The organism is Priestia sp. YIM B13490 (assembly GCF_042787735.1).
Classification (GTDB): Bacteria; Bacillota; Bacilli; order Bacillales; family Bacillaceae_H; genus Priestia; species Priestia megaterium.
Genome location: NZ_JBHZOT010000014.1, coordinates 1 through 24,726, shown reverse-complemented (window position 1 = coordinate 24,726; position 24,726 = coordinate 1). Strand labels below are relative to the sequence as shown.

At 33.2% G+C, this 24,726-nt stretch carries 23 protein-coding genes and 1 pseudogene; 14 read left to right on the top strand and 10 right to left on the bottom strand.

All coding sequences use genetic code 11. From position 1 onward, the window contains the following. Nucleotides 1-11: 11 nt before the first annotated feature. Nucleotides 12-1,277, bottom strand: a complete 1,266-nt coding sequence (locus tag ACFX4R_RS25190; RefSeq protein ID WP_377570815.1) for a Y-family DNA polymerase — start codon at nucleotides 1,275-1,277, stop codon at nucleotides 12-14. 113 nt (nucleotides 1,278-1,390) lie between these two features. Continuing rightward, a complete protein-coding gene (locus ACFX4R_RS25185; RefSeq protein ID WP_377570813.1) occupies nucleotides 1,391-1,915 on the bottom strand; it encodes an ankyrin repeat domain-containing protein in 525 nt (174 codons plus the stop codon). Between the two features lie 243 nt (nucleotides 1,916-2,158). Here ACFX4R_RS25185 and ACFX4R_RS25180 point away from each other — a divergent pair, with 243 nt between their 5' ends. The 4 genes from ACFX4R_RS25180 (at nucleotide 2,159) to ACFX4R_RS25165 (ending at nucleotide 5,345) form a co-directional block, all read left to right on the top strand. Further along, nucleotides 2,159-2,314 (top strand): hypothetical protein, encoded by a 156-nt coding sequence (locus ACFX4R_RS25180; protein ID WP_180237327.1) that lies wholly within the window; start codon nucleotides 2,159-2,161, stop codon nucleotides 2,312-2,314. A gap of 207 nt (nucleotides 2,315-2,521) precedes the next feature. Continuing rightward, the gene (locus tag ACFX4R_RS25175) at nucleotides 2,522-3,565 is read left to right on the top strand and encodes a M48 family metalloprotease (RefSeq protein WP_377570811.1); all 1,044 of its coding nucleotides are present in this window, start codon (nucleotides 2,522-2,524) and stop codon (nucleotides 3,563-3,565) included. 89 nt (nucleotides 3,566-3,654) lie between these two features. Then, complete coding sequence (locus ACFX4R_RS25170; protein WP_377570809.1) at nucleotides 3,655-3,960, top strand: hypothetical protein; 306 nt, start codon at nucleotides 3,655-3,657, stop codon at nucleotides 3,958-3,960. A gap of 608 nt (nucleotides 3,961-4,568) precedes the next feature. After that, nucleotides 4,569-5,345 carry a DUF4046 domain-containing protein gene (locus tag ACFX4R_RS25165; RefSeq protein ID WP_053488497.1) on the top strand — a complete coding sequence of 259 codons (777 nt, stop codon included), beginning with the start codon at nucleotides 4,569-4,571 and terminating at the stop codon, nucleotides 5,343-5,345. A gap of 87 nt (nucleotides 5,346-5,432) precedes the next feature. On the opposite strand, the gene ACFX4R_RS25160 is transcribed toward ACFX4R_RS25165, so the two are convergent. Then, nucleotides 5,433-5,657, bottom strand: a complete 225-nt coding sequence (locus tag ACFX4R_RS25160) for a YczF family membrane protein (protein ID WP_029325680.1) — start codon at nucleotides 5,655-5,657, stop codon at nucleotides 5,433-5,435. Nucleotides 5,658-5,789: 132 nt separating this feature from the next. On the opposite strand from ACFX4R_RS25160, the gene ACFX4R_RS25155 reads away from it, so the two are divergent. The 5 genes and pseudogenes from ACFX4R_RS25155 (at nucleotide 5,790) to ACFX4R_RS25135 (ending at nucleotide 12,283) form a co-directional block, all read left to right on the top strand. After that, a complete protein-coding gene (locus tag ACFX4R_RS25155) occupies nucleotides 5,790-7,412 on the top strand; it encodes a spore germination protein (RefSeq protein ID WP_377570806.1) in 1,623 nt (540 codons plus the stop codon). Beyond that, nucleotides 7,402-8,628, top strand: a complete 1,227-nt coding sequence (locus tag ACFX4R_RS25150; protein WP_377570804.1) for a Ger(x)C family spore germination protein — start codon at nucleotides 7,402-7,404, stop codon at nucleotides 8,626-8,628. Before ACFX4R_RS25155 ends, ACFX4R_RS25150 begins: the two co-directional genes overlap by 11 nt. Nucleotides 8,629-8,649: 21 nt before the next feature. Beyond that, nucleotides 8,650-9,649: pseudogene (locus tag ACFX4R_RS25145) on the top strand (GerAB/ArcD/ProY family transporter). Nucleotides 9,650-9,857: 208 nt separating this feature from the next. After that, entirely contained in the window at nucleotides 9,858-10,970 is a 1,113-nt protein-coding gene (locus tag ACFX4R_RS25140) for a GerAB/ArcD/ProY family transporter (protein ID WP_377570802.1), read from the top strand. Nucleotides 10,971-11,182: 212 nt separating this feature from the next. After that, a complete protein-coding gene (locus ACFX4R_RS25135) occupies nucleotides 11,183-12,283 on the top strand; it encodes a GerAB/ArcD/ProY family transporter (protein WP_097825513.1) in 1,101 nt (366 codons plus the stop codon). 633 nt (nucleotides 12,284-12,916) lie between these two features. On the opposite strand, the gene ACFX4R_RS25130 is transcribed toward ACFX4R_RS25135, so the two are convergent. After that, entirely contained in the window at nucleotides 12,917-13,099 is a 183-nt protein-coding gene (locus tag ACFX4R_RS25130; protein ID WP_028410102.1) for a hypothetical protein, read from the bottom strand. 513 nt (nucleotides 13,100-13,612) lie between these two features. Here ACFX4R_RS25130 and ACFX4R_RS25125 point away from each other — a divergent pair. Continuing rightward, nucleotides 13,613-13,882 carry a YesK family protein gene (locus tag ACFX4R_RS25125; RefSeq protein WP_318619211.1) on the top strand — a complete coding sequence of 90 codons (270 nt, stop codon included), beginning with the start codon at nucleotides 13,613-13,615 and terminating at the stop codon, nucleotides 13,880-13,882. A gap of 259 nt (nucleotides 13,883-14,141) precedes the next feature. Here the strand turns inward: ACFX4R_RS25125 and corA are convergent, their stop codons facing one another. Further along, nucleotides 14,142-15,101, bottom strand: coding sequence for a magnesium/cobalt transporter CorA (gene corA, locus ACFX4R_RS25120; RefSeq protein WP_377570799.1), 960 nt, complete (start codon nucleotides 15,099-15,101; stop codon nucleotides 14,142-14,144). A 46-nt stretch (nucleotides 15,102-15,147) separates the two neighbouring features. Beyond that, complete coding sequence (locus ACFX4R_RS25115; protein WP_322551912.1) at nucleotides 15,148-15,345, bottom strand: hypothetical protein; 198 nt, start codon at nucleotides 15,343-15,345, stop codon at nucleotides 15,148-15,150. A gap of 650 nt (nucleotides 15,346-15,995) precedes the next feature. Here ACFX4R_RS25115 and ACFX4R_RS25110 point away from each other — a divergent pair. Beyond that, on the top strand, nucleotides 15,996-17,186 hold the full coding sequence (locus ACFX4R_RS25110; RefSeq protein ID WP_322551913.1) for an FtsW/RodA/SpoVE family cell cycle protein: 1,191 nt from the start codon (nucleotides 15,996-15,998) through the stop codon (nucleotides 17,184-17,186). Between the two features lie 584 nt (nucleotides 17,187-17,770). Here ACFX4R_RS25110 and ACFX4R_RS25105 read toward each other — a convergent pair. Beyond that, complete coding sequence (locus ACFX4R_RS25105) at nucleotides 17,771-18,409, bottom strand: hypothetical protein (protein WP_322551914.1); 639 nt, start codon at nucleotides 18,407-18,409, stop codon at nucleotides 17,771-17,773. A gap of 390 nt (nucleotides 18,410-18,799) precedes the next feature. Between ACFX4R_RS25105 and ACFX4R_RS25100 the strand changes: the two genes are divergently transcribed. Next, nucleotides 18,800-19,855 carry a hypothetical protein gene (locus ACFX4R_RS25100; protein WP_377570796.1) on the top strand — a complete coding sequence of 352 codons (1,056 nt, stop codon included), beginning with the start codon at nucleotides 18,800-18,802 and terminating at the stop codon, nucleotides 19,853-19,855. Between the two features lie 166 nt (nucleotides 19,856-20,021). On the opposite strand, the gene ACFX4R_RS25095 is transcribed toward ACFX4R_RS25100, so the two are convergent. Then, a complete protein-coding gene (locus ACFX4R_RS25095) occupies nucleotides 20,022-21,251 on the bottom strand; it encodes a hypothetical protein (protein WP_377570793.1) in 1,230 nt (409 codons plus the stop codon). A 545-nt stretch (nucleotides 21,252-21,796) separates the two neighbouring features. Here ACFX4R_RS25095 and ACFX4R_RS25090 point away from each other — a divergent pair. Continuing rightward, the gene (locus tag ACFX4R_RS25090) at nucleotides 21,797-22,699 is read left to right on the top strand and encodes a hypothetical protein (RefSeq protein WP_377570791.1); all 903 of its coding nucleotides are present in this window, start codon (nucleotides 21,797-21,799) and stop codon (nucleotides 22,697-22,699) included. Nucleotides 22,700-22,747: 48 nt separating this feature from the next. Here the strand turns inward: ACFX4R_RS25090 and ACFX4R_RS25085 are convergent, their stop codons facing one another. Together ACFX4R_RS25085 and ACFX4R_RS25080 are read right to left on the bottom strand one after the other, a co-directional pair. Next, a complete protein-coding gene (locus ACFX4R_RS25085) occupies nucleotides 22,748-23,020 on the bottom strand; it encodes a hypothetical protein (RefSeq protein WP_377570789.1) in 273 nt (90 codons plus the stop codon). Further along, the gene (locus ACFX4R_RS25080) at nucleotides 23,001-23,678 is read right to left on the bottom strand and encodes a protein kinase domain-containing protein (RefSeq protein ID WP_377570787.1); all 678 of its coding nucleotides are present in this window, start codon (nucleotides 23,676-23,678) and stop codon (nucleotides 23,001-23,003) included. The genes ACFX4R_RS25085 and ACFX4R_RS25080 overlap by 20 nt, the downstream gene beginning before the upstream one ends. A gap of 285 nt (nucleotides 23,679-23,963) precedes the next feature. Here ACFX4R_RS25080 and ACFX4R_RS25075 point away from each other — a divergent pair, with 285 nt between their 5' ends. Beyond that, on the top strand, nucleotides 23,964-24,404 hold the full coding sequence (locus tag ACFX4R_RS25075; protein WP_377570784.1) for a hypothetical protein: 441 nt from the start codon (nucleotides 23,964-23,966) through the stop codon (nucleotides 24,402-24,404). Nucleotides 24,405-24,726: the final 322 nt, after the last annotated feature.

Below are 24,726 nucleotides of genomic sequence, written 5' to 3'. Positions count from 1 at the left end.
CTTTTTCCTCCTTACGCTTTATGGCCACCCATAAGGCCATTTCGATAACGAGCTGTTGAATAAGGAAGGTGACTAGACGCACGTAGTACACTATTCTTGCCATAACGCAGCCGAATGTTATCTATCGTTTTGGCAAGAGCATAGGCTCTTTCACGCTGATCGATATCCTCAAATAAGCTCATTTGCTCCTCTTCTTCAATGCTCGTATTAGATAATGAAATTCCAATGGAGCGAATCGGCATTCCATTATCAAAATTATGTAAAATGGTTAAACAATAAGGGAAAATATCTTGGCTTAAGTTTGAAGCTCTTCCCATTTTCTTTTGTCTTGAGAAGCCTCCACCTGTTTGTTTGCTGTAGCCAATCGATAAATGGATCGTTTGAGCCACCACTTGATGCATACGTAAACGAAAACAAACATCGTCCAATAGCTCCAATAGTAATAATTCCACTTCTTTTCGGCTTGTATAATCTCGAAAGAGAATCTGACTTTTTCCAAAGGAACGAGAACTAGGAATGTACACATCGGAAATACGACTAAAATCAATCCCATTTGCATGTTGGTGTAACTCTTCCCCCATGATGCCAAATTCTTTTTTTAACATCTCTTTAGAAGAAAGAGCGAGTTCTTTTATGGTATAGATGCCTAAACGGTTTAAGCGTCTTTCTGTAGCTGACGAGATCCCCCAGAAATCCTTCATTGGATGAATTGACCATAACTTAAAGGGAATATCCTCATATCGCCAATAAGCAACTCCTGTTGGGCTGTGCTTCGCTTCATGATCTAAGCTGACTTTAGCTAGTAAGAGATTCGGACCGATTCCTGCGGTAGCTGTCAGTCTTGTTTTGCGATAGATCTCATTACGTATTCGATGAGCTAGCTCCTCTGGTGTTTGAGCAAATAAATGCAAAGAAGCTGTGGCATCAATAAACAGCTCATCAATGCTATACGCATGGAAATCTTCAGGCGCCACATACTGTAACACCAAACTAGAAATATAGTTCGACGCCTTGATATATCTCTCCATGGATGGATTCACCACATGGATATCTTTCCTTTTAGGAATTTCAAAGAGGCGACTTCCTGTTTTGATCCCTTCTTTCTTTAATAAAGGTGTGGCAGCTAACACAACAGATCCCGACCGTTTGATATCTCCTACAACCGCAAGCTTTGTTTTCAACGGATCTAATCCTCTTATGACACTGGAAACTGAAGCAAAAAAGGCTTTCATGTCGATGCAAATAATGACTCTGTTTGGTAGCTGCCCATCATCCATTGGAATAACTCCTTAATAAAGAACGTTTGTTCTTTATTATATACGAACAAACGTTCTTTATTCAATGGAATCTTTTCCCGATTATTGATATTCTAACGGAAATGAAAGACACATCATTCTTTTACTTTTCTATTTTTTTCATCCATCTTCTGTATTAAATATTCAGCAATTTCTGTTTGCCCAAATTCTCTAGCATATTCATATGCATTCATATTCTTCATACTCTCTCCGGTATATCTAATTGAAATATCTATTCCTTTTTCAACTAGAAACTCAACTACATCTTTATGCCCACCATAAATTGCTCCAAATAATGGATTTCTCTTTGCTAAACTCACATCTAATTCTGCACCAGCCTCTATTAAATACTTTACTATCTCCAAATGCCCTGCTCCCGCAGCTAATCTTAAAGAAGAAGCATCAAATATATCACCTTTTGTATTAACGTCAATTCCTTTATGTATAAGATATTCTACTATTCCAAGATGTCCTTTTTTAGCTGCAACATGCAACCATGTACCAAATGGAGTCATTGTGTTCAAAATTTCTTTATCATTACCTATTAATTGTTTTACTTCCTTACTATCACCAAGTTTAATTGCATTCCTTATTGCTTTGTTTACACTTTTTTTATCCAAAATATATCCTCCTTAAATTCAATTATCTTCTACTAGCTAATTCACCTAATTCTTCAAGAGCTTCTACAACACAGAACTAAGTAACAATAAATCTATCCGATCACTTCTTTTCGTTAAAATTTTAAGAAGAGGCTGCACATACTCTTTTTTTATTGTATTAATAAATAAGAGGTGAAGAAAGTAATTTAAAACTAAAAAGATTTTATAAAAAGTTAAAATTTCTGTGAAGGTGGAATTTGTTAAATGTATCAAATGAGGATCTTTACATTAAGAGACGGTACGAAAAGGAAAATAAAGATCGAAGAGGGAATGACCCTTCAAGATGAGTTAAAAAAGGCAGGAATTACAGAATCAGATATATTTCAAATGCAATTAGTAATCCAAGATGATAAAATGTAATTCTAGTTGTGCATTTTTGCTAAAAAAGGCAGCCAAATATTTGGCTGCTTTTTTTATTGTGTAGACTCTAACTAATAAAATAGCAAAACAGGAAATAGATATTAAATTTTCGCTTTGATAACAAAACTTGCCAAAAAGAAAAAATTTGTTAACCTAAAAATATAGAAAGGTTAGCTTTTAAATAAGTTTAGTGATGAGGGGAACAAAATGGAATATAAAAAATCAGCAAAAGAAAGATTCTTAGATGAATACTTCGGTGGAGTAGAGGATTGGGATAAACATATGGCAGGTTTAATAACTGCGGATGAAAATGCTCATTTTCTTGAAACGAGAGAGAAAATCATGAAAAAACAAGAAGAATTTGGTAATATAACTAATTTTGAATTAGGAAGAGAAATGTGGTACAGTAATTACTTTTTTATTAATAGTCTAATTCTGAATTTTATTACAGATGCAGAAGGCGATCCTGATTTAATTAACGAACTAAAAAAAATATATGTTGGAGTACTAGGTAATTTTGGACCCGATGTAGTGGCACTGAACATGGATGAGGAATATGACGGCTATTTAATCAAAATGAATGCTGATGTAGATTATCAGCTAACATTTATTTCTGATTTAGTGTCATACCATATGTATGGTATGACACTTAATGATGGGAGAGAAAGGGACAATTTAATACCAAAAATGTGGGAGTCATTATCAGATTTGGTAGACAAGAAAGCCCTACTGAAAAAAATTCGTGAAAATAGACAGGCTCCTGCTCCTAGACAGGTAGATCTTGAATCCCCTAGATTACATATAGCAACAGATTTATATGTAGCAGGCATGTCTTTTGTATTAGGACACGAGATTGGTCATCATTTCCTAAAGCATACAGAGTCGAACGGAAGAAACATCGTAGCAAAGTTTATGCCACCAGATGGTACATTTAGTCAATTGCATTTAGATGAATTTACTGCCGATAATTTTAGCTTTGATTTATTAATTAGAGGAATGAAAGAAAGAAATGATCTTACTTTATTTGCTCCCTCATTAATAGTAATATTACTGCTGGCCTTATATGATAAAACCCCTCAGGAACCTAGTCAAACACACCCTTCATTAAGGGATAGATATCTAAACTTATTAAAGAGAGTGTCTGAACAAGATGAAGAAGTGGCATCAAAACTTCAACAAATTTTTAATCATGTAGCTACTTGGATTAATGTTGCTTTGGATGGTCACTGGAAAACAGAATGGTGGAAATAAGAAATAAGTTACAGCTTAATAATGTATCAGATATCCGATTTGTTTAAATCGGGTATCTTTTTTTATTTTATAGATATATGAGCATACTAATGAAAATAGATCATTCTAGAAAGCGAGGGAACAATATGAGTGTTTTTAAAATTGATAGGTCTGTTGTTGTGGATGAAAAAGCGATGAGACATAGAAAAGGTGAACTTTATAAGCTTGTTAATGAAATAATGGATCAACACGATTTAGAAACATTGATGATTGCTACCCTATCGAAAATTGCTTTTATCGATTATTTATTAGGACTGGACGTTATGGAAAACAAACGTCTTGAGTCTATGATTAATGTAGTTAATAGTAACCGTAATACAAATCACCAATTAACAGATTTCTATATCCGTTTTTAGTCAAAAAACGTCCGTAAAAGTATATATAAAACAAAGAACGTTCATAAAGTGTTTTTGAACTTTTGCGGATATATAAAATAATCGATTTTGATAATTTTTTATACGTTCATAAAGGTATACTTTTATGAACGGTATATTTTGTGTTATTGTTAAATTTATACAAATAATCCTATTTCAAATTTGGGTTTAAATATTATATCTATAATTGCATAAAAAAACCTATTCCCTTGTGCTGTTATGTGGGAATAGGCTCAATGAGTTAAGATGACATTTCGAAAAATCTCCAATTAACATGCCTTTTTTATTTTACAACAATTCAAAGTGGAAAGCGATTACATTTTTGTTTTAAACACAAAAAAATCGTAGCTTAGAAAGGATGGCGGACTTGTTGGAGTTTGGTTTCAAGAATCAATATGCACACGTATATTATTTTTCCTTTATCAATTCCCATATCCCTATTTACATAATGAAAAGAAAAGCTACTGATAAAGGATCAGTAGCTTTTCTTTTCATTATGTATCTTATCAGATTCAGCTCCATCCGTATATAAATCCCATTATTATACATAATAATAAACAAATATACTTTCTCAAAAGGGGCTTTGGATAGTGAATAGAGAACAAGTCATCGATATTTATCAAGATGTTCTAGAAAAGAAAAGAAAACGTTTTCCTAACTATTTCTTTGTAGGTAATGAAGGAAAAAAATATATGCGCTATATGACATGCTATCTACTTGAGCAACGATTATCGATTCCTATTCACGAGATTCCTCTACAGGTAACGGCAGGCACTTTATGGTCTAACCGTCTTAAACCACCTGCTATGCTTTATGAATGGAATTATTACGAAGTCATTGATAACGCTTATCCAGGAAGATTTAAAGCTTGGCAGTTTCAACAAGTTCCTGATAAATATTGGGATGGAGACGAAGGAAAAAAACGAGCTATTGAAGCAGTAAAGTACGTAATAGAGGAAAAACTAAAAATCCCTCTTAAAGAGATTCCTATTCAGGTTAATATTCACTTTTTTAGTCAACATAGCCTGAGAGGTGTCTTTTCCCTGTTCGGCCAATCCCCTTTTCAAGTAGTAGAGGCTGTTTATCCTGGAGTCTTTAAACCTTGGCAATTTGCTCATGTTCCCATGAATTGTTGGAAAAATGAAGAATACGTTCGGGAGGCAATGGTCGATTTTTTATTCAGACAGCTTCATTTCTCTTCTTATGAGGAGGCTTTTCTCAAATTAAAAGGAAGTCATTTCACCGATTTTCAGTTAACTGGTCTCTTTCAAATGGCGTTTGATTCCAGAATGAACAATGTGAAGGAGTGGATAAAAAACCAGTTAATGAATATAGACAATGAATTATCTTATGTGAATCTTGATTAATAAAAGAACCAATTGAAACGAATAGCCTGAACTACATCTCTATTATTTCCATTTCCTTTTTTCAAAAAGCGATTTATAAGTATGCAGTTACTTGCTTTGATTCCTCTTCTTTATAAAAAGATATGCAGATTCAGCAAAAAAAAGAAAAAGAAGAAAAAAGAGCACAAATAATTCGGCAACTTCCATTACTCGAAAAGGACTCAAGGCGTTGTACAACGCCTGAGAAACATCAAATCCTTGAAGAATATCAATGCCTAAAGAAAACCCCATTAAGCATCCCATCATTAAAAGGCTAATACCTATGATTTTCATATCAATCACGCTCCATTTAATAGGTTTTTCTTTTTCTTCTATGATGATACATAAATATTTATTGTTAATTTTTACATAAAAAGTTTCTATATGGTTAAATTAATAAAAATTTAAAGAAGGGTGCTTAAATCTATGCCTTCGTTTTTTAAAGATCGCAAACCAAAAAAGAAACGATCACAGAGTGAAGAAAATCAAACTCCTGATCATCAAATAGAATGGATACAATTTTCATTATCAGACAACCTTAACATGATTAAGCAGAAAACCGGAAATAGTTCAGATGTCGTTATTCGTGAGATAAAAATGGGAGGGGCTTCCGACATAAAAACAGCGATTGTCTATGTAGAAGGAATTGTAGACAATCAGTCGATTCAAGATTATCTACTGCAATCTATGATGAAGGATGATCATAAAGAAGAATTAAATCAGCACAATGCGATAGACCTCCTTTCTAAAGATATAATGACAATTGGAAACATATCCTTCATCACTAGCTTGGATGATTTATTTGCATCTTTAATGGCAGGAGATACTCTTATCCTAGTGGATGGAGTAAAACAAGCACTGAGTGCTAGCACCAAAGGTGGAGAAAAACGTTCCATCGCGGAATCTACTACTCAAATGGTGGTGCGAGGACCAAAAGGGGCCTTTACCGAGTCTCTTGGGACCAATACAGCTATGGTACGCCGCATCATTAAAACCCCTGATTTATGGATGGAGTCTTTAAAAGTAGGACGCGTAACAAAGACAGATGTGACATTTATGTACATACATGGCATTGCCAATGATAAAGTCGTTAAAGAAATTCGTCAGCGATTGAAGCGAATTGATATCGATAGCATTTTGGAATCAGGTTATATTGAACAACTAATAGAGGATCAAACATTCACCCCTTTTCCAACTATGTACAACACGGAGAGACCTGACGTTGTAGCAGGAAACCTACTAGAAGGGCGGATTGCTATATTTGTGGATGGAACCCCCTTTGTACTGATTGCACCTGCTTTGTTCATGCAATTCTTCCAATCGGCTGAAGATTATTATGCGCGTTTTGACATTGCAACCTCAATTCGTCTTTTACGTATTTTTATGTTTATGATTTCGCTTATCGCGCCTGCTACCTATGTCGCGGTAACAACCTTCCATCAGGAAATGGTACCAACCACGCTCATTGTAGCAATTGCGGCACAGAGGGAAGCTGTTCCTTTTCCAGCATTTGTGGAAGCCCTTCTTATGGAGCTAACCTTTGAAATCTTACGAGAAGCAGGGATACGTTTACCTAAAGCTATTGGTTCAGCCGTATCCATTGTCGGGGCCCTTGTAATTGGTCAAGCAGCCGTTCAAGCAAGTATTGTGTCACCAGCAATGGTTATCATTGTATCGATCACAGCCATTGCCAGTTTTGCCACACCTTCTTTTGATATGGCGATTTCAGCTCGCTTAATTCGGTTTTTGTTTATGATTGGCGCAGCAACATTTGGTTTCTATGGCATCATTTTATGCCTTTTAATGATGGTTGTACATTTATGCAGTTTACGTTCGTTTGGGGTACCTTATATGGCTCCATTTGCTCCCTTCATCCCTGTAAACAATGGAGATACCGTTATAAGATTACCGTGGTGGACACTGAGACAAAGACCGCGATTAATTACTGCTAACACGATTCGAGAAGGATCAAATCAAAACCCGCACCCCCCTGCATCTCGTGGTATGGTGAATCGTGATTTTGAAGAAGGTGACAACAATGAAGCGTAAAGGAGTTTTTCTTTTATTGATGATGACGGTAACCATCTTGCTCACCAGTTGTTGGAGTAAAAAAGAGTTAACTGACCTTGCTATCGTGGCAGCTCTGGGCGTCGATAAAACAAAAGATGGAAGATATCACATAACGCTCCAAATTATTAATCCAGGGAATGTGGCTGGTATACAAGGAGGGGGAGGCGGTACTCAAAGCCCTCCTATTACCATTTATTCAGCTTCAGGAGACAATGTAGTCGAAGCAAGTAGACGGGCTTCGGGCAGAATTTCTCGACGATTGTATTATGCTCATACAAACTTGGTCGTGGTTGGTGAAAAATTGGCTAAAGAAGAAGGGCTTGATACATTAATTGATGCGTTTGATCGAGATCCAGAATTTCGAAATACTTCCACCCTCGTGATTGCCAACCATTCGTCTGCAGCTGATCTAGTGAAAACGTTAACGCCGGTTGATAAGATTCCAGCGAATAAAGTGCTGAAAACCTTAGAATTTACGGAAAGAAAATGGGGAGAGAATGTAAAAACATCGCTTCAAGAGGTGATGAAGAGCCTTGAATCTCCCGGAAGTGGAACTGTCGTATCAGGATTTCGTCTAGATGGAAATCCCCAGCAAGCACAAAAGCTGGATAACCTTCAGGAAAGTGCACCCGAAGCAACGCTTCGTGCTTCTGGAATTGCTGTCTTAAAACAGGGAAAGCTAGTAGATTGGTTGTATGGAAAACCAGCAAGAGGAACGGTATGGATTCTTGATAAAATCCAAGGAACGGATATTAATATTGATTGGGCAGGAAAGAAAGAAGCTATTGCTTATCAAACTGTACGACAAAAAACAAGTGTGTCTGCTCAAGTGAAGAATGGCAAACCTCATATTTCTGTTCATACACGTGTTGAAGGAGATATCGGTGACATGGAGGTACCTGTTGATATCACCAATCCAAAGGTCATTACAAAAATCGAACAATCCGTGAGGAAAGAAATTAAAAAAGAGCTAAAGACAGCTATTGAACGTGCCCAAAAAAACAAAACGGATATTTTGGGATTTGGAGAAGTAGTTCATCGTACTAGACCAAATCAATTTAAGAAAATGAAAATGGAATGGAATGATGTGTACTTTCCGAAGTTAGATGTAGATATTACAGTGGAAGCCTATGTACGTCGCGCTGGCTTACGAAACAAGTCATTTCTTTCAGGAATAAAAGAGAATCAAAAATAAGGAAAAGGAGGTGCCAGTTAAATGGAGAAAGCAAAAATTAGTGCCAATCAGCTCTTTATTCTAATGGTTTTATTTGAGCTGGGGAGTGCTTTACTGGTACCTCTTACCCACAGAATATATGCAAAAAATCTTAGGTAAAGTACTAGGTACCGTACTGGCTTTTGTTTACATTCTTTATTTTATGTATGATGCCTCAAGAGTTCTACGTGATTTTGGTGAAATGTTGTTGACTTTTGCCTATCCTGATACGCCTTTATTCATCGCCAATGCATTATTAATGCTTGTCATTGTTTATACAGTCAGAAAAGGAATTGAAGTCATAGCTCGATCAGGAGAACTGCTTTTTATTTTTATGTATGTTCTTGCGGTTGCTGGGTTTATTTTAATCATTTCTTCTGGTTTAATTGAGTTTAAAAATTTACAACCTGTTTTGGAAGATGGCTTTTTACCATCTGTAAAGGTTGCAGTGTCTGAAACTTTATATTTTCCGTTTACCGAAGCTATCGTATTTACGATGATTTTGCCATATTTAAATAATCCTAAGAAGGCAAAGGTGACCATGCTATGTGCAACGGGATTAAGTGGAATCAATTTGGTTATTACGATGCTCATCAATATTAGTATGCTTGGCGTTAACCTGACTGCACGTTCGCAATTTCCTCTTCTTAGTACAGTAGCAAGCATCCAAGTAGCTGATTTTCTAGAACGACTGGATGTATTTTTTATGCTTGCTATGGTGATTGGGATTTTTTTAAAAATTACCGTATTATTTTATGCGGCCACCATAGGGACAGCTAACTTATTTAAAGTTAAATCACCTTCAAGGCTATCGTATCCTTTAGGTATCGTTATTTTATTTTTATCTATCACAATCGCGAGTAATTTCCAAGAACACCTTCATGAAGGATTACATGTAGCCAAAGTTGTTCTACATATTCCTCTGTTCACAATAATTCCTCCTATCCTTCTTTTTGTAGCTTTCATAAATAACAAGAAGAAGCATCAGGGTAAACACATTTGATGAACTAATTTTCATATAGAACATTTTCGTTATCGTTATATTCCTTAGTAAGGTACTTACCAGTAGAAAGAATCTTTTTAGTCTAGAGTTAGCCTTAAAGCAATCTACTACATAATGTTCAAAAATAGTAAGTGATGAAAACGTTAAAAAAAGATTCAAGAAGACAAAAGGTTGCTTTAAATAAAAACAAAAAGGAGGTTCCAATTGCATGGAGAAAGCTAAAATTAGTTCTAGTCAGCTCTTTATCTTAATGATTCTATTCGAACTGGGTAGTGCTTTATTGGTACCTCTTGCAATAGATGCAAAACAAGATGCGTGGCTTGCGATTCTGCTTGGAATGGTATTCAGTTTCGTTCTATTGTTAATCTACCACAAGCTTTATACCTATTATCCCGATCTTTTGCCTACAGAGTATCTGCAAAGGATTCTCGGGAAAGTACTTGGAACCGTACTGGCTTTTGTTTACATTCTTTACTTTATGTATGACGCCTCAAGGGTTCTACGCGATTTTGGTGAGATGCTGTTAACCTTTGCCTATCCGGACACACCTTTATTCATCGCGAATGCATTATTAATGCTTGTCATTATTTATACCATTAGAAAAGGAATTGAGGTCATAGCTCGATCAGGAGAACTGCTGTTTATTTTTATGTATGTTCTTGCGGTTGCTGGTTTTATCTTAATTGTATCTTCTGGATTAATCGAGATAAAAAATTTACAACCTATTTTGGAAGAAGGTTTATTCCCTGTCCTAAAAGTGGTATTTACTCAAACGTTGTATTTTCCATTTACAGAAGTCATTGTATTTACGATGATTTTACCCTATTTAGACAACCCCAAGAAAGCAAAGGTAACTATGTTATGCGCAACAGGATTAAGTGGAATCAATTTAATTATTACCATGCTTATTAATGTCTGTGTACTCGGGGTTGATTTAACTGCACGTTCCCAATACCCACTTCTTAGTACAATTGAGAGCATCCAAGTAGCTAATTTTTTAGAACGTCTTGATGTATTTTTTATGCTCGCATTAATCATCACGATTTTCTTTAAAATTTGTGTGCTATTTTATGCAGCTGTCGTAGGAACTGCTAGTTTATTCAAGGTTAAATCACCTTCACGGTTATCGTATCCTTTAGGGCTAACCATTCTCTTTTTATCTATTACCATTGCGAGTAATGTTCAAGAACATAACCATGAAGGACTAAAGGTGGCAATGCTGGTTCTACATATCCCTCTTCTTACGGTCATTCCTCCTTTGCTTCTTCTTGTAGCTTTCTTTAAAAATAGGAAGAAGCATGGGAAAAACAAATTTAACTAGCTAATTTTCATATGGAATATTGTCATCCTTGTTAAATTCCCCAGTAAAGTTCTTATCCGTAGAAAGAATACTTTTAGCCTAGAATTAACCTTAAAGTAAAACTAGTATTTATTACATAACGGTCGAAAAATCAGAAGTGGTGAAAGCAGTAAAGGATAATCCAAAAAATTAAAACATTTCCTTAAATACAGTTGAAAGGGAAGGCGGATTGAATGGAGAAAGCTAAAATTAGTGCCAGTCAGCTTTTTATCCTAATGGTTTTGTTTGAGCTGGGTACTACTTTATTGTTACCTATTGCTATGGACGCAAAACAGGACTCTTGGCTTGCGATTCTGCTTGGAACCGTATTCAGTTTTGTTCTGTTTCTAGTCTATAATAAACTTTACTCGTACTATCCAGATATTTTACCTACAGAGTACATGCAAAAAATCTTAGGTAAAGCCATAGGAAGCGTACTGGCCTTTCTTTATATCTTTTATTTTATCTATAATGTAGCAAGGGTTCTACGTGATATCGGCGAGATGCTGTTAACCTTTGCCTATCCCGATACCCCTTTGTTTATTGCGAATGCTTTATTGATTCTTGTTATTATTTATACAGTTCGCAAAGGTATCGAAGTAATAGCGCGATCCGGAGAAATCTTTTTTATAATCATGTATATCCTAGCCATCACTGGCTTTATTCTGATTGTATGTTCAGGATTAATCGATATTACGAACTTACAACCAGTACTTGAAGAAGGGATATTCCAACCCTTGAAAGTTGTTTTTACTCAAATCTTGTATTTTCCTTTCAGTGAAGCGATTGTGTTTACAATGATTTTACCGTATTTAAAAAACCCAAAGAAAGCCAAAGTGACCATGTTATGTGCATCAGGATTAGCTGGCATCAACTTGACTATTGCCATGCTGATTAACATTAGTGTACTTGGGGTTGATTTGACTGAACGTTCCCAATTTCCTCTTCTTAGCACCATACAAAGCATCCAAGTAGCTGACTTTTTAGAACGTCTTGATGTGTTTTTTATGATTGCTTTAGTTACCGGTGGCTTCTTTAAGATAAGTGTGTTGCTTTATGCGGCTGTCATAGGAACGGCCAACTTATTTAAGATTAAATCACCTTCACGACTTTCATATCCTATAGGGCTTATGATTCTATTTATGTCAATGACGATTTCTAGCAATTTTCAAGAACACCTCCATGAAGGATTGGGGATAGAGATGTTTGTTTTGTATATTCCCCTCTCTGCGATTATTCCTCTTCTGCTGCTTCTTGTTGCTTTCTTGAAAAATAGAAAGAAGCAGAGAGAGTAACAGGTTCATTTGCTTGATTTTTCTGAGGAGGAAATAACTCTTACAATCCGTGAATCCTTCTAAACTAGTGCTTATCAATGTGAATTTAAACTATGTGAGGTGATTTTTCTGTATAGTTGGTTTTATGATCATTTTGTTAATACTATCCTGTTTCCTCTTACTTGTATAATGATGGTAGCTATCATGTTGAGTGCATATGCGTACTTTAAATTAAAAAAATAGATAATTAACAGTTTCAGGGCTTGTTGATTCATAACGGAGCTTTCTTCTTTAAAACTTGATTATTTATACAAAATACAGTTATCACTTATATTAATGACTTAAGAAAAGCTCGCTATCTAAAAAAGTCAGGCATCATAATGAATTTTATCTGCAACAACATGGTAAAATGGTCTATTTTGATCTATGATGAAGCTCTTATTATTCCTGAACTTATACTTTATTGAACACTCCTTGAGCACCAATGCACACATTTTGTTTTAGTTTTTGCTGAGAAAAAGAGTAACTTTAGGGTTGCTCTTTTTTTTGTTAAATGGTATAATCTCCAAAATATAAAGATTCTACATGGTTTTAGTTTTGTAAGATAAAACTTATCGGAGAACCGCCTTACTTTTGTAGGGCGGTTTTTTCGTGCTATTTTTTTGGATGGTATCCGAGGTTTGCATTTACTTTTCCAGTTAGTCCATCGTTTTCAGCAGGAATTTTATTTCCGACAGATTGGGGTACATCTACTGGTTGGATACTTCCACCGTTTGTATCATAACTATTGCTATGATTGTTATTATTATGTGTTTTATTGAAACTGTGTTCTGGCATAAAAACACCTCCTAAACGTATTATTTGATTTGTGTTGAAGAAAATAAGAGGTAGTATGAGAAAATTACTAATACAACTACTCACGAAAAGACTTTTAATTTTACGTATGAGTTCGCTAGCAACACGATTTTAGGCAAAAAAAGAGCAACCGTGATTATTTCGGCTGCTTTTAGTAGAGCTCATACATATTTGATGTATGGAATAAGCTATTTTCATCATATTTTTCGCATATAGGCTATTTTTTATAGGGGTTAACATATGTATAAAAGGAGCGCTTTTTATACATTCTCGTTTCTTTCAACTATCCAAAGAATGTAGTCATATCAACAATGTATAAAAAGATGTATACTCCGGAAAAGGGACTCTTAGCTGAACCCAAGTGGCGCACAGGGTTCTCTTTTTCGTGTCTTCCGGAAAGAGTGTTTATGTAAACTAGCAATGCATATCATATACATAGTGATTTTACCCAATATTATTGTTAAAATGGAATTAAAAGGATAAAAGGGGTATTCTATGGATGTTAAGATCATTTTAGGGACGATTATAGCTGCTTTAATATTGGCGTATATATTTCATTCGCTTCAAAGAAAAAGAAACTCTGATAAACACATAGGGGATAAAGTTTTTAACATTGGATTTGTCATTTCTTTAACTATAATTGCAATTAGCATTTTGGTAGTAGGCGGATGGGATGGAATGGCTTTAGGAGCACTAGGAGCTTATTTATTGTTCCCATCATTAAGTGGACTTATTTTTACTAAGCTTTTAATCAGATATAACTAATAAAGTGTTAAGCATATTTTAAGCCTTTAGATTTATAAATCTAAAGGCTTTTTTGTGCCGAAAATTTACATTCCGTCAACTACAGGCGTATATCGTATACAGCTAAAAAAAGTGAAAAACCTACTGGACAGGGGACTGACCCCAGAGATTAGTAGGTTTTTCTGCTCTATTGCAGTAAGGATTTTCGCAGATGCCTCACGGCGTCTTGAGTAGTTTTCTCAATGTACTAAAAACTTATGTATAGAAAGAAAAAATCCTGCTACTTATTGACGTTAAACCAGCCTTTTTGTTTAAACCAAAGAATCATGCCAATTGTCATTAAAGCCATAATTCCTAAAACAATATAATATCCGTAGTGCCAGTGAAGTTCAGGCATATGATCAAAGTTCATCCCATATAACCCTACAACAAAGGTGAGAGGGATAAAAATAGAGGAGATAATGGTTAATGTCATCATAATAGAGTTCATCCGGTTGGCGTTGAGTGAAAGGTAATTATCTCTCATATCTGATGTCATATCTCGATTGGCTTCCACCATGCTTGTTAATTTTATTAAATGATCGTAGATGTCATTGAAATAGGCTTTCTGCTCTGCAGGTATATGTAAACGTTCAGAATTAATAATTCGATATAGCAGATCACGCATAGGAAGAACGGTTTTTCTAAGCTTTAATAAATCACTTCGGATATCAAAAACATCATTCATTAGTAAAGCAATTGACTTTTTGGCATCTTTGCTTTCAATTTCATTTAATTTATCCTCAATTTCATACACAATTGGGAAGTAATCATCCACTAATTGATCCAGAACCGCATAGGCAATATAGGACACTCCTTTATTAAATCCATTAGGATGTTGCAAAAGACGTTGTTGTACTGTTTCAATACTAAGTAATGGTTTAAAGTGAAAGGTCACTAAATAATTGTCTCCGATAAATACGTCTACTTCTTCAACATCTAATGTGTGGCTATTTAAATAATGAAGAACTAAAAAGCTGTAATCCTCATAATAATCAAGTTTAGGGCGTTGTAATAAATGAAGACAATCTTCGATAGCTAAAGGGTGAAAATGGAAAAACGTCTCTAATACTTCTGCTTCCTCCTCAGATGGAGAGGCAAGGTCTACCCAGAACCACTTAATTGAAGGATCAGACAAGTGATCAAGAGGTATATCTTCTTTGACATGTAAGTCTTGTGTAATAGCGATTGTTCGAATCATGCTGCTGCTCCTCCATATGATTAACGATTCTATACATTATAGTATGTTACATAAAATAAACGATTAATCCAACTGCTAACAAGGCAATGAAATCTTTCTGATACTTTCTTCTCTTTTCTTCACTTGTATCTTTATTTTCACCAAAATATTTATCTATAAAAATAATAAAACAAAGCACGAGGAAACTAAGAATGATATCTAGTATTAAGAAATGAAAGAAATTATCTGTAGTAGTCAATGACATAGGAATTCTCCTTATTTCTCACGTTCAAGTGTGAGAATACTAAATAAGTCTCTCTTCATATTTTAATCAGGTAAAAAAAGCTCTAAAATCAATGTAGCTGTATAATAACGAATAGCATAAAAAAGAAAGGATTCGCTTTTTATTATTTTCCTTATCCTAATGTTTATAATTAAAACATACAAAACAACTTATTATATAACAAAATGTTCTATATGTCCTGAGTTCTTGGAAGAAAGAGGATTATTAATCTTAAAACAGGAACGTCTAAGAAGTGTATAAGTTAATAAGGTGAGACGGAGAGGATAAAACGTAACGATATATAATAAAAGAGATAGTAGTGGGAGATTTTTATGAAATATGCACAAATTTTTATTGATAATCGAATTCGAAATGCAACGTTGATTGTATTGCTTATTTGTATGAGTATAGCTTGGCTTTTTGATAGCGATTACTGGTACAATATAGCCGTTCTTATGGTTTCAGTATCTTTTCTCTTACATGGTATAAATGATTATATCGTAGGAAAGAACAAAGCACGAGGAACTGTTATTATACTATTGAGTGTTCTTTTTACTCTATATAATCTACTAAGAATCTTTGTTTTATGATAAAAACAAGATTTTTACACTTGCAAGGAACGAGGAGTTTTTATGTTTAAGAAAATAGTAAAATGTTATGATTACAAATTTATTGTAGCCTTAATTGTTCTAAGCCTCATCGGTTTAGTCATGGTCTACAGTGCTAGTATGGTAACGGCGGTTAGTCGTTACGGTGTTGAAGGGGATTATTTTTATCAAAAGCAAAAACTTGCTCTGATAGCAGGATTCTTCTTTTTCTGTGTTTCTGCCTTTATTCCCTATAAAATTTATCGAGAGAAAAAAGTATTAAAAATCTTATTAATAACAGTGATTACACTTCTTGCCTTGGTCCTTATTTTTGGACATACCGCGGGAAATGCACAAAGTTGGCTTATACTGGGCCCGATTAGAATACAACCACTAGAATTTACGAAACTAACGATCATTGTATATTTATCGGCTGTTTTTGCGAATAAACAAGAGTATATCAATGATCTAAAGCGTGCTATTATTCCACCTATTCTTATCGTATTTTTTATTTGTTTCTTAATTGCTTTACAACCCGATTACGGTGGAATTCTCCTTATTTTAGGTACAGTTGCAGCTATTGTCTTATGTTCAGGTATTTCTAGAAAATCCATGCTAAAGATTGCTCTGTTAGGAGTAGTAGGAATATTTGTTATGCTCATCGTTTTATTAGTAACAGGACAGATGGCTACCGTTTTTTCTCCTGTTCGTTTAGCTCGTTTTACTGGGTTTCTCCATCCATTTGCGAATCAGCAAGGGGATGGGTACCAATTGGTTAACTCCTACCTAGCTATAGGAACTGGGGGGCTATCAGGTGAAGGGTTAGGCCAAGGCATTCAAAAGGCTGGTTATCTACCTGAGTCTCATACAGATTTTATTATGGCAGTTATTGCTGAAGAGTTAGGTTTTTGGGGAGTATTACTTGTATTAGGGTTACTATTTTTCATTATTTTGCAAGGCTTAAAAATTGCTAAAAAATGCAACGATCCTTTTGGTGCCTTATTAGCTATCGGTATTTCGGTCATGATTGGCATTCAAGCATTTGTTAACTTAGGAGCAGTAACGGGCCTTCTTCCTATCACAGGTGTAACGTTACCTTTTGTAAGTTATGGCGGCTCTTCTCTTACATTGCTTCTGTTTGCTGTAGGAGTACTAGCGAATATATCCATGTTTAATAAATTTGAAAAGAAATACAAAAATAAAGTAACAGATCCAAGGGAACTGAAAAGTGTCTAATAATTTATATAAATGACATTTCTATAAAATTTATTGAGCATAAAATAAAATTATAAACAAAAGACACCGGTTAAGAGCCAGTGTCTTTTGTTTATGGAAGGAGGTTAAGTTTGTAGTATTGCTAAAGAAATTCAAAGGTCTATTAGAACGCCTCTTATGTACCATTTATATACTTTCCTAAAAATCTTTATGTAGAAGATAAAAATTATTCCCTTCGGAAAAACTGCAAGGCGCTATAAACGACCCATAGAAAACAGGCCACCATAACTTGTTTCTCTAGGCAAAGAATAATTGTCCATAGTATCACTAAAGTTAAAATAGGAATAGATAACTTTCTTATCATTCACACCTTCCCTTTCTTTATTATTCTCCTATCTATATTCATGAAAACGTGGTAGATTGCCTTTTTTGTGCAAAAAAAATGACGCCTATTAGGGCGCCTATATCCAACGAAATAGTTTGGAAAAGGGAAAAGTGTTCACTTTAAGAATGAACATGATCTTATTTGGTTCTTACCCTTTTTAAAAAGAACAAAACATACATTATAGGTAACACAAATAAGCTACTTAAATTCTCTATTCCATTTATTGATCCTCTGGATTTACCTCGAGACTTTCAACTTCATCATTCTTCTTTACTTCTAATCGCACAACTTTGTTTTTACTATCTCCAGGCATATTGTCGTCATCTTGCTCAAAGTCTTTAGATTTTTTATAAGTCTTTTTTCCACTAGACACTTCTATTGTTACATCATTATCGGTTTCATTAATTAATTTTCCAATTATACTGTAATCTCCATCAGCATCTTTTTCGTATATACCATTTGAATCTGCTTTTGCCTGAGGAGTTAACTCTAAACTTTCTGCATTTTGATTTTTAGCATTAATCTCTACATTTACTTGTTTTCCATCACTATTCTTAGGTGTACCTTTTTCCTTTTTAAACGCATTACTCTTAGGTACCTTTACCTTTTTATCATCAATAACAAGTGTTAACTCATCGTTTGTTTCTTTTTCTAAAGTTCCCACTAGATCAAAATCTTCATCTTGTTTACTATCAGCGTCTTTGGAATACCGTTGTAAATTTAATTTATTTTCTGCAGAGTTACTTTCTTTTTGTGGTGTGTTTGAGGATGAATCATTTTGATTAGAACAACCTGTAAGAGATCCTGTAGTTAAAGCTCCAGCTAATGAAATACAGAGTATTATCATTTTTTTATTCATATGGATTATTCCTCCTTCTTGTTCCTTGTTTATATTGCCTATTTTTTACAGAATCAAACGAAATAACCATCTTAACGAGGAAGAAGTTTCAATATATGTTTACAGTATAGTAGTTCCTAGAATTTTGATTATGTTAACTAAACTTGTATATATATTGATTTATATTAACAACGGTAAAAATCTTTGGTAAAAGAAGATGTAGCAAGCGGATCAATGACTATCCTTAAAAGTAAAATAGAAGCTATGTATGGGTAGTGTGTCTATTTCAAGATCCATATGATATTAGAGAAAAAAACGTGGTATATTATATTTCTTCTCGTATAGAAGATTGAAAAGTAATGGTAAGATTAGACTATTGAAATTATTGTTATAGAAGAGGAGGGTGCAAAAATGTTTAAGAAATTCTTAAAGGATATTTTTAATCCAAATACAACAAAAATAAAACCAAAGGAAGCGTTACAAACGATATCTAAAAAAGGAAAAGATAAAGATTTCTATAAACAAAAAAGTAAGGAATTGTTTCAACAGGCAAGGGATATTTTTGATAGTGGAGATATAAATAGATCAATTGATTTGATAAAGAATGCCAATGAACATTTAATAAGATCTTTTGCTAAAAATGAAGATGATATAAAGAGCGCTTCCCGTTTTTTTGGAGTAAATCAGGAAGGATATGAAGCTGCTAAGGATATAAAAATTCCAATATACGGGCTTGAGGAAGATGAAATAGACTTGATTCATAGAGAAGTTTGTTGGTTCGCTTTAAACGGTATTAAGCCAGATTATGTTTTAATGTCCTTTTTAATGTTCAAAGAGTATGAGTGGAAAGAATTTGAGGAAGAACTGCAACGAGCGAAAGATTCTAGTAATCCTGAAGAATATGAAATTTACTATTATATAAAAAATGAAGCAAAAGAACAGGTTAATTTATTAAAATACAGAGAGAAATTTTATAATCTGTCATTAGATGCGAGGGTTCTTCTCTCTTCTTATAATGCAATTGCTCGAAAAAGATATTTAAAAGTGGAAAAAGATGTAGAGAATTTTTATCATCAACGTGGTGCTACAGAACTTAAGGATGCAGGATACATTCATTCGACTCCTAATGGATTAATGATTGAATTCCCAGTAAATGAAAAGAAACAAGTAATGTTTGAAAAAAAGAAATTAGAAACATTAATGCGTCATTTATTAACGTTAACCTACCGAAATAGAGAATATAAAATAGGGAAATTGGACTTTAAGAAAAATGATATCCCTAATGCAGTTTTTCTTGTTAACGGTATGGGCGGTTCAACATTGTGTAAAACAGAAGCTATACCTGTTAAAGGAGCTAAAGAAAAGGATCTACAGATACATAGTATTGGATGTAAATGCAGTTTTTCTTTTTACGGACGACCAGAAAATTTACCAGAAGAAGAAAAGGAAAAATATGCTTTAAAATAAAAGTGATGAACAAATGATCTAATTTAGTTTAAAAATGTAGTGAATTATATAGGTAGAGACAGCTCTACTACAAGTAATAAAGGAAAATTTAAAATATAAGAAACAAGAGAATTAATCTCTTATTTCTTATATTTTAACTATTGGCTTGATTAATGATATGAAGTTTTTACTTTAGTGAATGTTGTATTGTGTGGTATTGTTTTCCGTCGTAATGGTATACTTTTATAGATCCTTCTACATAGGTAGCGTCTTCTTTGTTAAACAAGACTAAATTTTTTCCCTTTTGGCCTATCAAGTTCATTCTCGTACTTCTGAACAGAATGCCTCCATATCCTTTATCCATTAAGTATTTAGACAGCAAATGGAATGGTTTATATGCATTCAGTTCTGGATCTTTCTTTTCATCTATCGGTAAGAATACTGCTTCATCGATGTTTTTCATTAATGTTCTTCCCAGGTACATTTCGCTCTCTGTTTTGATTCTTGATTTAACTTTTTTCCATCCTTTATCTTTAGATAAAATTCTTTCAATAATCGGACCAGAAAATTCGCTTTTCTTAATTTTCGAAATGTTTGTTGGATCTTTAAGGATTTCTTTAGCTTTTTCTTGTGTAATAGCATCCATTAATTGTTCTATGTTATTTTCAATATCCTCAAAACTAACATCCTCATAACAAAAATCAATTATTTTTAGCTTTTTATTTACAGGGGTGAATTTACAAGTAGTGACATCTTCACCTGATTGTAGTCTCAATTCTTCAAAACAAGTTTTTTCTATAGAATTAACATTTTTATCATACATTTTGATATTGTTCTCATACCCCAAATATAAAAAGTCATAGCCTTTGGGATTCCATCTATTATCGTTTCGAGCTGGAATTGGAACCATTCTTTCGTAATTATTAAACCATCTTCCTCTTTGTGCTCTATATAAGTTTCTTAATTGATCTAATTCTTTGATGAAGAGCTTTGGATGTTTTTCGACACAATTTCGGTGAAAATCATCAAATACTTCTATGAAAGACTTTTCGCTATCTTTATTTTCGTTTTCCCAATGCAGCAAGACCTTCTTTTGAAAATCCTCTTTATATTCTTTGTCAAAGAGTTCAGGAATATTTCCTATTCTTAATTTATATTTCTTGAATTGGGAAAAGTAATGTTCAAACATCTCGTCTGTGACAAACTTAAAGTCTCTATCACTAAATTCACCTAATGAATCTACCAATATTTCAAACAAATTATTTATCTTACTCAGAATAAGTGTTGTATTATGTACACTTAATTGTTCTTTATTATTAATAATTGCTTTTTTTAGTATTGTAAATTTGTATTCTTTCCTACTATATTGCTCCATTTTATTTAATTCTAAGATAAGTTCAAAATCAGTAAAATTCATATTTTCCTCCTCTAACGTTGCTTTTAATTGGTAAAAAAGAAGTGACAACATTCATTTGTCACTTCTTCTTGTACACTGGACGATGTATATTAAAAGACTGGGTATTCTATTTAGTGTTAGTTTAAAAGATTAACCTCTATCCTTCTCGAGTTCATATCGTTTGTCTGATTCACAACTGGAGCTACAGAAATTCCATCCATTGCTTGATGTTCCTGTACCATACTCATACTTTCTTTGACAATTATCACAAGTCTCCATAAAAAAACCTCCTTATAATAATATACAATTTTATAATATTCTCCAAAAGAACTATTTTTTCCTTTTTTAAGTATTTATATAAATCTATTGTTTTATTATAATCTAAGTAATTTAACCTATGAATTAGAGGAACATTAAAAGAATTGTCGAAAATAGGCATATTAAGATTGCTTTGAAAATATCAATTAGTATTTCATTTACATAGAGAAATTAAAAAGTTAAAGCATTGTGTAGGGGTTAATCGGAAGAAGAAAAAATAGTAGAAAATAAAAAAGGAGTGGCTTTGTTTGAATTTATTAAAAGATTTAAATGGGATTCTACAAGCAGAATTAAACAAAATAGGCTATCAGCAGATACAAAAAAAGGATACTCATAATTTGTTAGCTGCATTATTCAATGTACAAGATAAAACAGTTAGTGTAAAAAGAAGAAGAGTTTATATTTCGGAAGAATTAAAAGTTAGAGAAGTTGAGGAACCTTATAATGATTATTTGAAACAGATAAGAAATAAATTCAAAAATGGTAAAGATATTAATCCTCATTTGAGCGGAGGATCTACAAAATTATATAAAAAGGACCCATTATTATACGATTGGGGAATCCATCATTTACATTTAAACAATAAACTGAATAGCAAAGGTTTGATTGAAAGATCAGACTATCTCTTATTTTTTATACTAAAGGAAGACGATGTTTATTTTATTGATGTAACTAAACATAAGCTGGAGGACAGAACGGAATTTTCCCAGCAATACCTACTAGGAATTGTTAAAAGGAATTGGCCATATTTATTAGAACCTTTTAAACTGCCAGTTACTTTATCAAGAAAAAATGATGATAAAGTTCATTCATTGTTGAGGGGTGCAGGCATAGTAACATTTGTTGATATTGATGGAGAGGCATATGGTCTAATGGGTGGGGGCATTTCCTCTGCTAAGACAAATCTTACTCATACACGTAAAGCCGATGATATAATTAAAAGTCTGAGAGACCAGGAGAATATTTTAAAAACAGCGAAAAAAGAGTTAAAAGATTTAACAAGTGAGTTTAAAATTTCTCCTATAAAAACAGACTACAAGTTAATCTTAGAAGATAAATCCTTTTATATAGTTGAAAGTCTTACAGGGACTAAAACAATTGAAATCCAGGGACTCTATAATAGTGTTTTTGGGCACTTGGTAAATGTTTAAACAAAAAAGAAGCTCATAACGAGCTTTTTTTTGTTTAAATTCTTTGTTTTAACGAAATGTATGAGCAATATTATTAAAGGCTTTTTGCATCTCTTCAACACTTTGATATCTTTTTGTTTCATCATCTGCAATTCCAGTTTTGATAAATTTCTTAAATTCATCATTTTCAAATGAGCCAATTTTCATTTTACCTGTCATTACAAAATAAATTAATCGAGTCAAGGCATAGGTTTCGTGCCATACTTCATAATTACTAAAACCAACGACTTCTAATTTTCGATCATTTAAAGAGCCTTTTATTTTAGTATTTATATTCGTCAAAATTATAAACTTCTATAACATAGGGAGATTTTAGTTTTTTCATTACTTCAAATTCAATTTTAAAGCGCTGATATTCCTCTTCCGTAAGGTTTTTATCGGCCTTTTTCACGGCAAAAGTTCGATTATAAAAATCGTCTTTATACTTGTGCACCGTGGCATAAGAACCTGTTCCAACTGATTTGAGTGAAAATGATACTTTTTGGTTTTTCGTTGTTATAGAAATAGAATCTTTTATTATAAATATAGGTGCATTTTCAGCAATATTTATTCTTGAGAAATCATCAGGGATTTTACTACCTCTATAATACTCTAAAAATTGTTCGCATTGCTCTATTATATATGCGTAATAAGCATCTGTTTCAAACTCATATTTTGTACCTTTCAAGTTTGATTCAACGGTTTTTAATTGTTCGCACCAATATATAAGACTTCTACTCTCATCAGCAGTATAGTAACCACTGCTTATTCTACTGTTCATATGTTTAAATAAGTGATTAAAGTGATAGTGAAACATAGAAAAAATATCTTTTAAATAGTTAGTAGGGATTCCTTCATAAAAACCTATATATCTTTTTATATGTTCATTTCCAAACTTTTGAATGTATTCATCAAGCTTGTTACTCAAGTATATTAAGCTATGATCTGTTAACAATTCCATTTCAGTTATCCCCTCTTCATAATCCAATAAATTTCATTTCTTGTAAATATATATAATATTAATATTTATCAACTACAAATACCACATTTATCTAAGCTGTGAGAACTAAACTAAACAAATTGATGCTTTTTTGTTATATCTTCAACGTGGTTACATAGCAAAGATTATCGAAGAATTAAGAAAAATAGAGAAATGTTCTCCTTTTAATCCTGTCCTAGACAGGATTTTTGTGTTTAATTCGAGAACTATATCATTTGCAAATTCATAAATTAAAGGGGTTTTAATATGGCCATAAAGTTTGTTGATTACAAAGGAAATATAGATAACGAGCCTTTAGAATTAAGAAAAATATTTGAATTAATGAAAGAAGATGCTGATGGACAAATAAACGTAGCTTATTTTCGCTATAGACAACTTGTTATCGGGGGAGGTAGTGACAAAAAAAGTGAGTTAGAATTATACTTCGGAAGTGATCGCAATAAAAAAATTACTATTGTTATAGTAAAGTTTATAAAACAAAGACAAGGGAATTGCACACGACTGATAGATTTACTTTTGGAATATGGACGCAAAGAAGGATATGAAACGTTAGAGATACAATCTGTTCAAAGTGATGAAATGGAAGCTTTTGCGAGAAAAAATAATTTCGAACAAGAAGTACTCCATCCTGTTCTTCAATCAGCTTATGGTGTAGAGCATTCTGATAATTGGATAAAAAAAATATAAGAAAAACAGTAGCAGAATGTTTATCTGCTACTGTTTTTCTTATATAAACCCTCAAATTGTCAAAATTTAATCTATAATACGAACATAAATTACTTACTTTTTTATGAACGCTAGTTGAAAGTGTTCAAACATTCTTAAGTAAATACTATCTTATTTTTGTTATTTTTATAGTTTTATTATTTACACTTACTGACGACAAATATGGGCTTTTACTTCTTATAATATACCAATCTATCTTCCATTTAATTAAGAATTTTTCCAAAGGCTACGAAGAAAAACAATTAATTAAATGGGGGATTCAGCTAAAAGGAAAAGAGAAGCT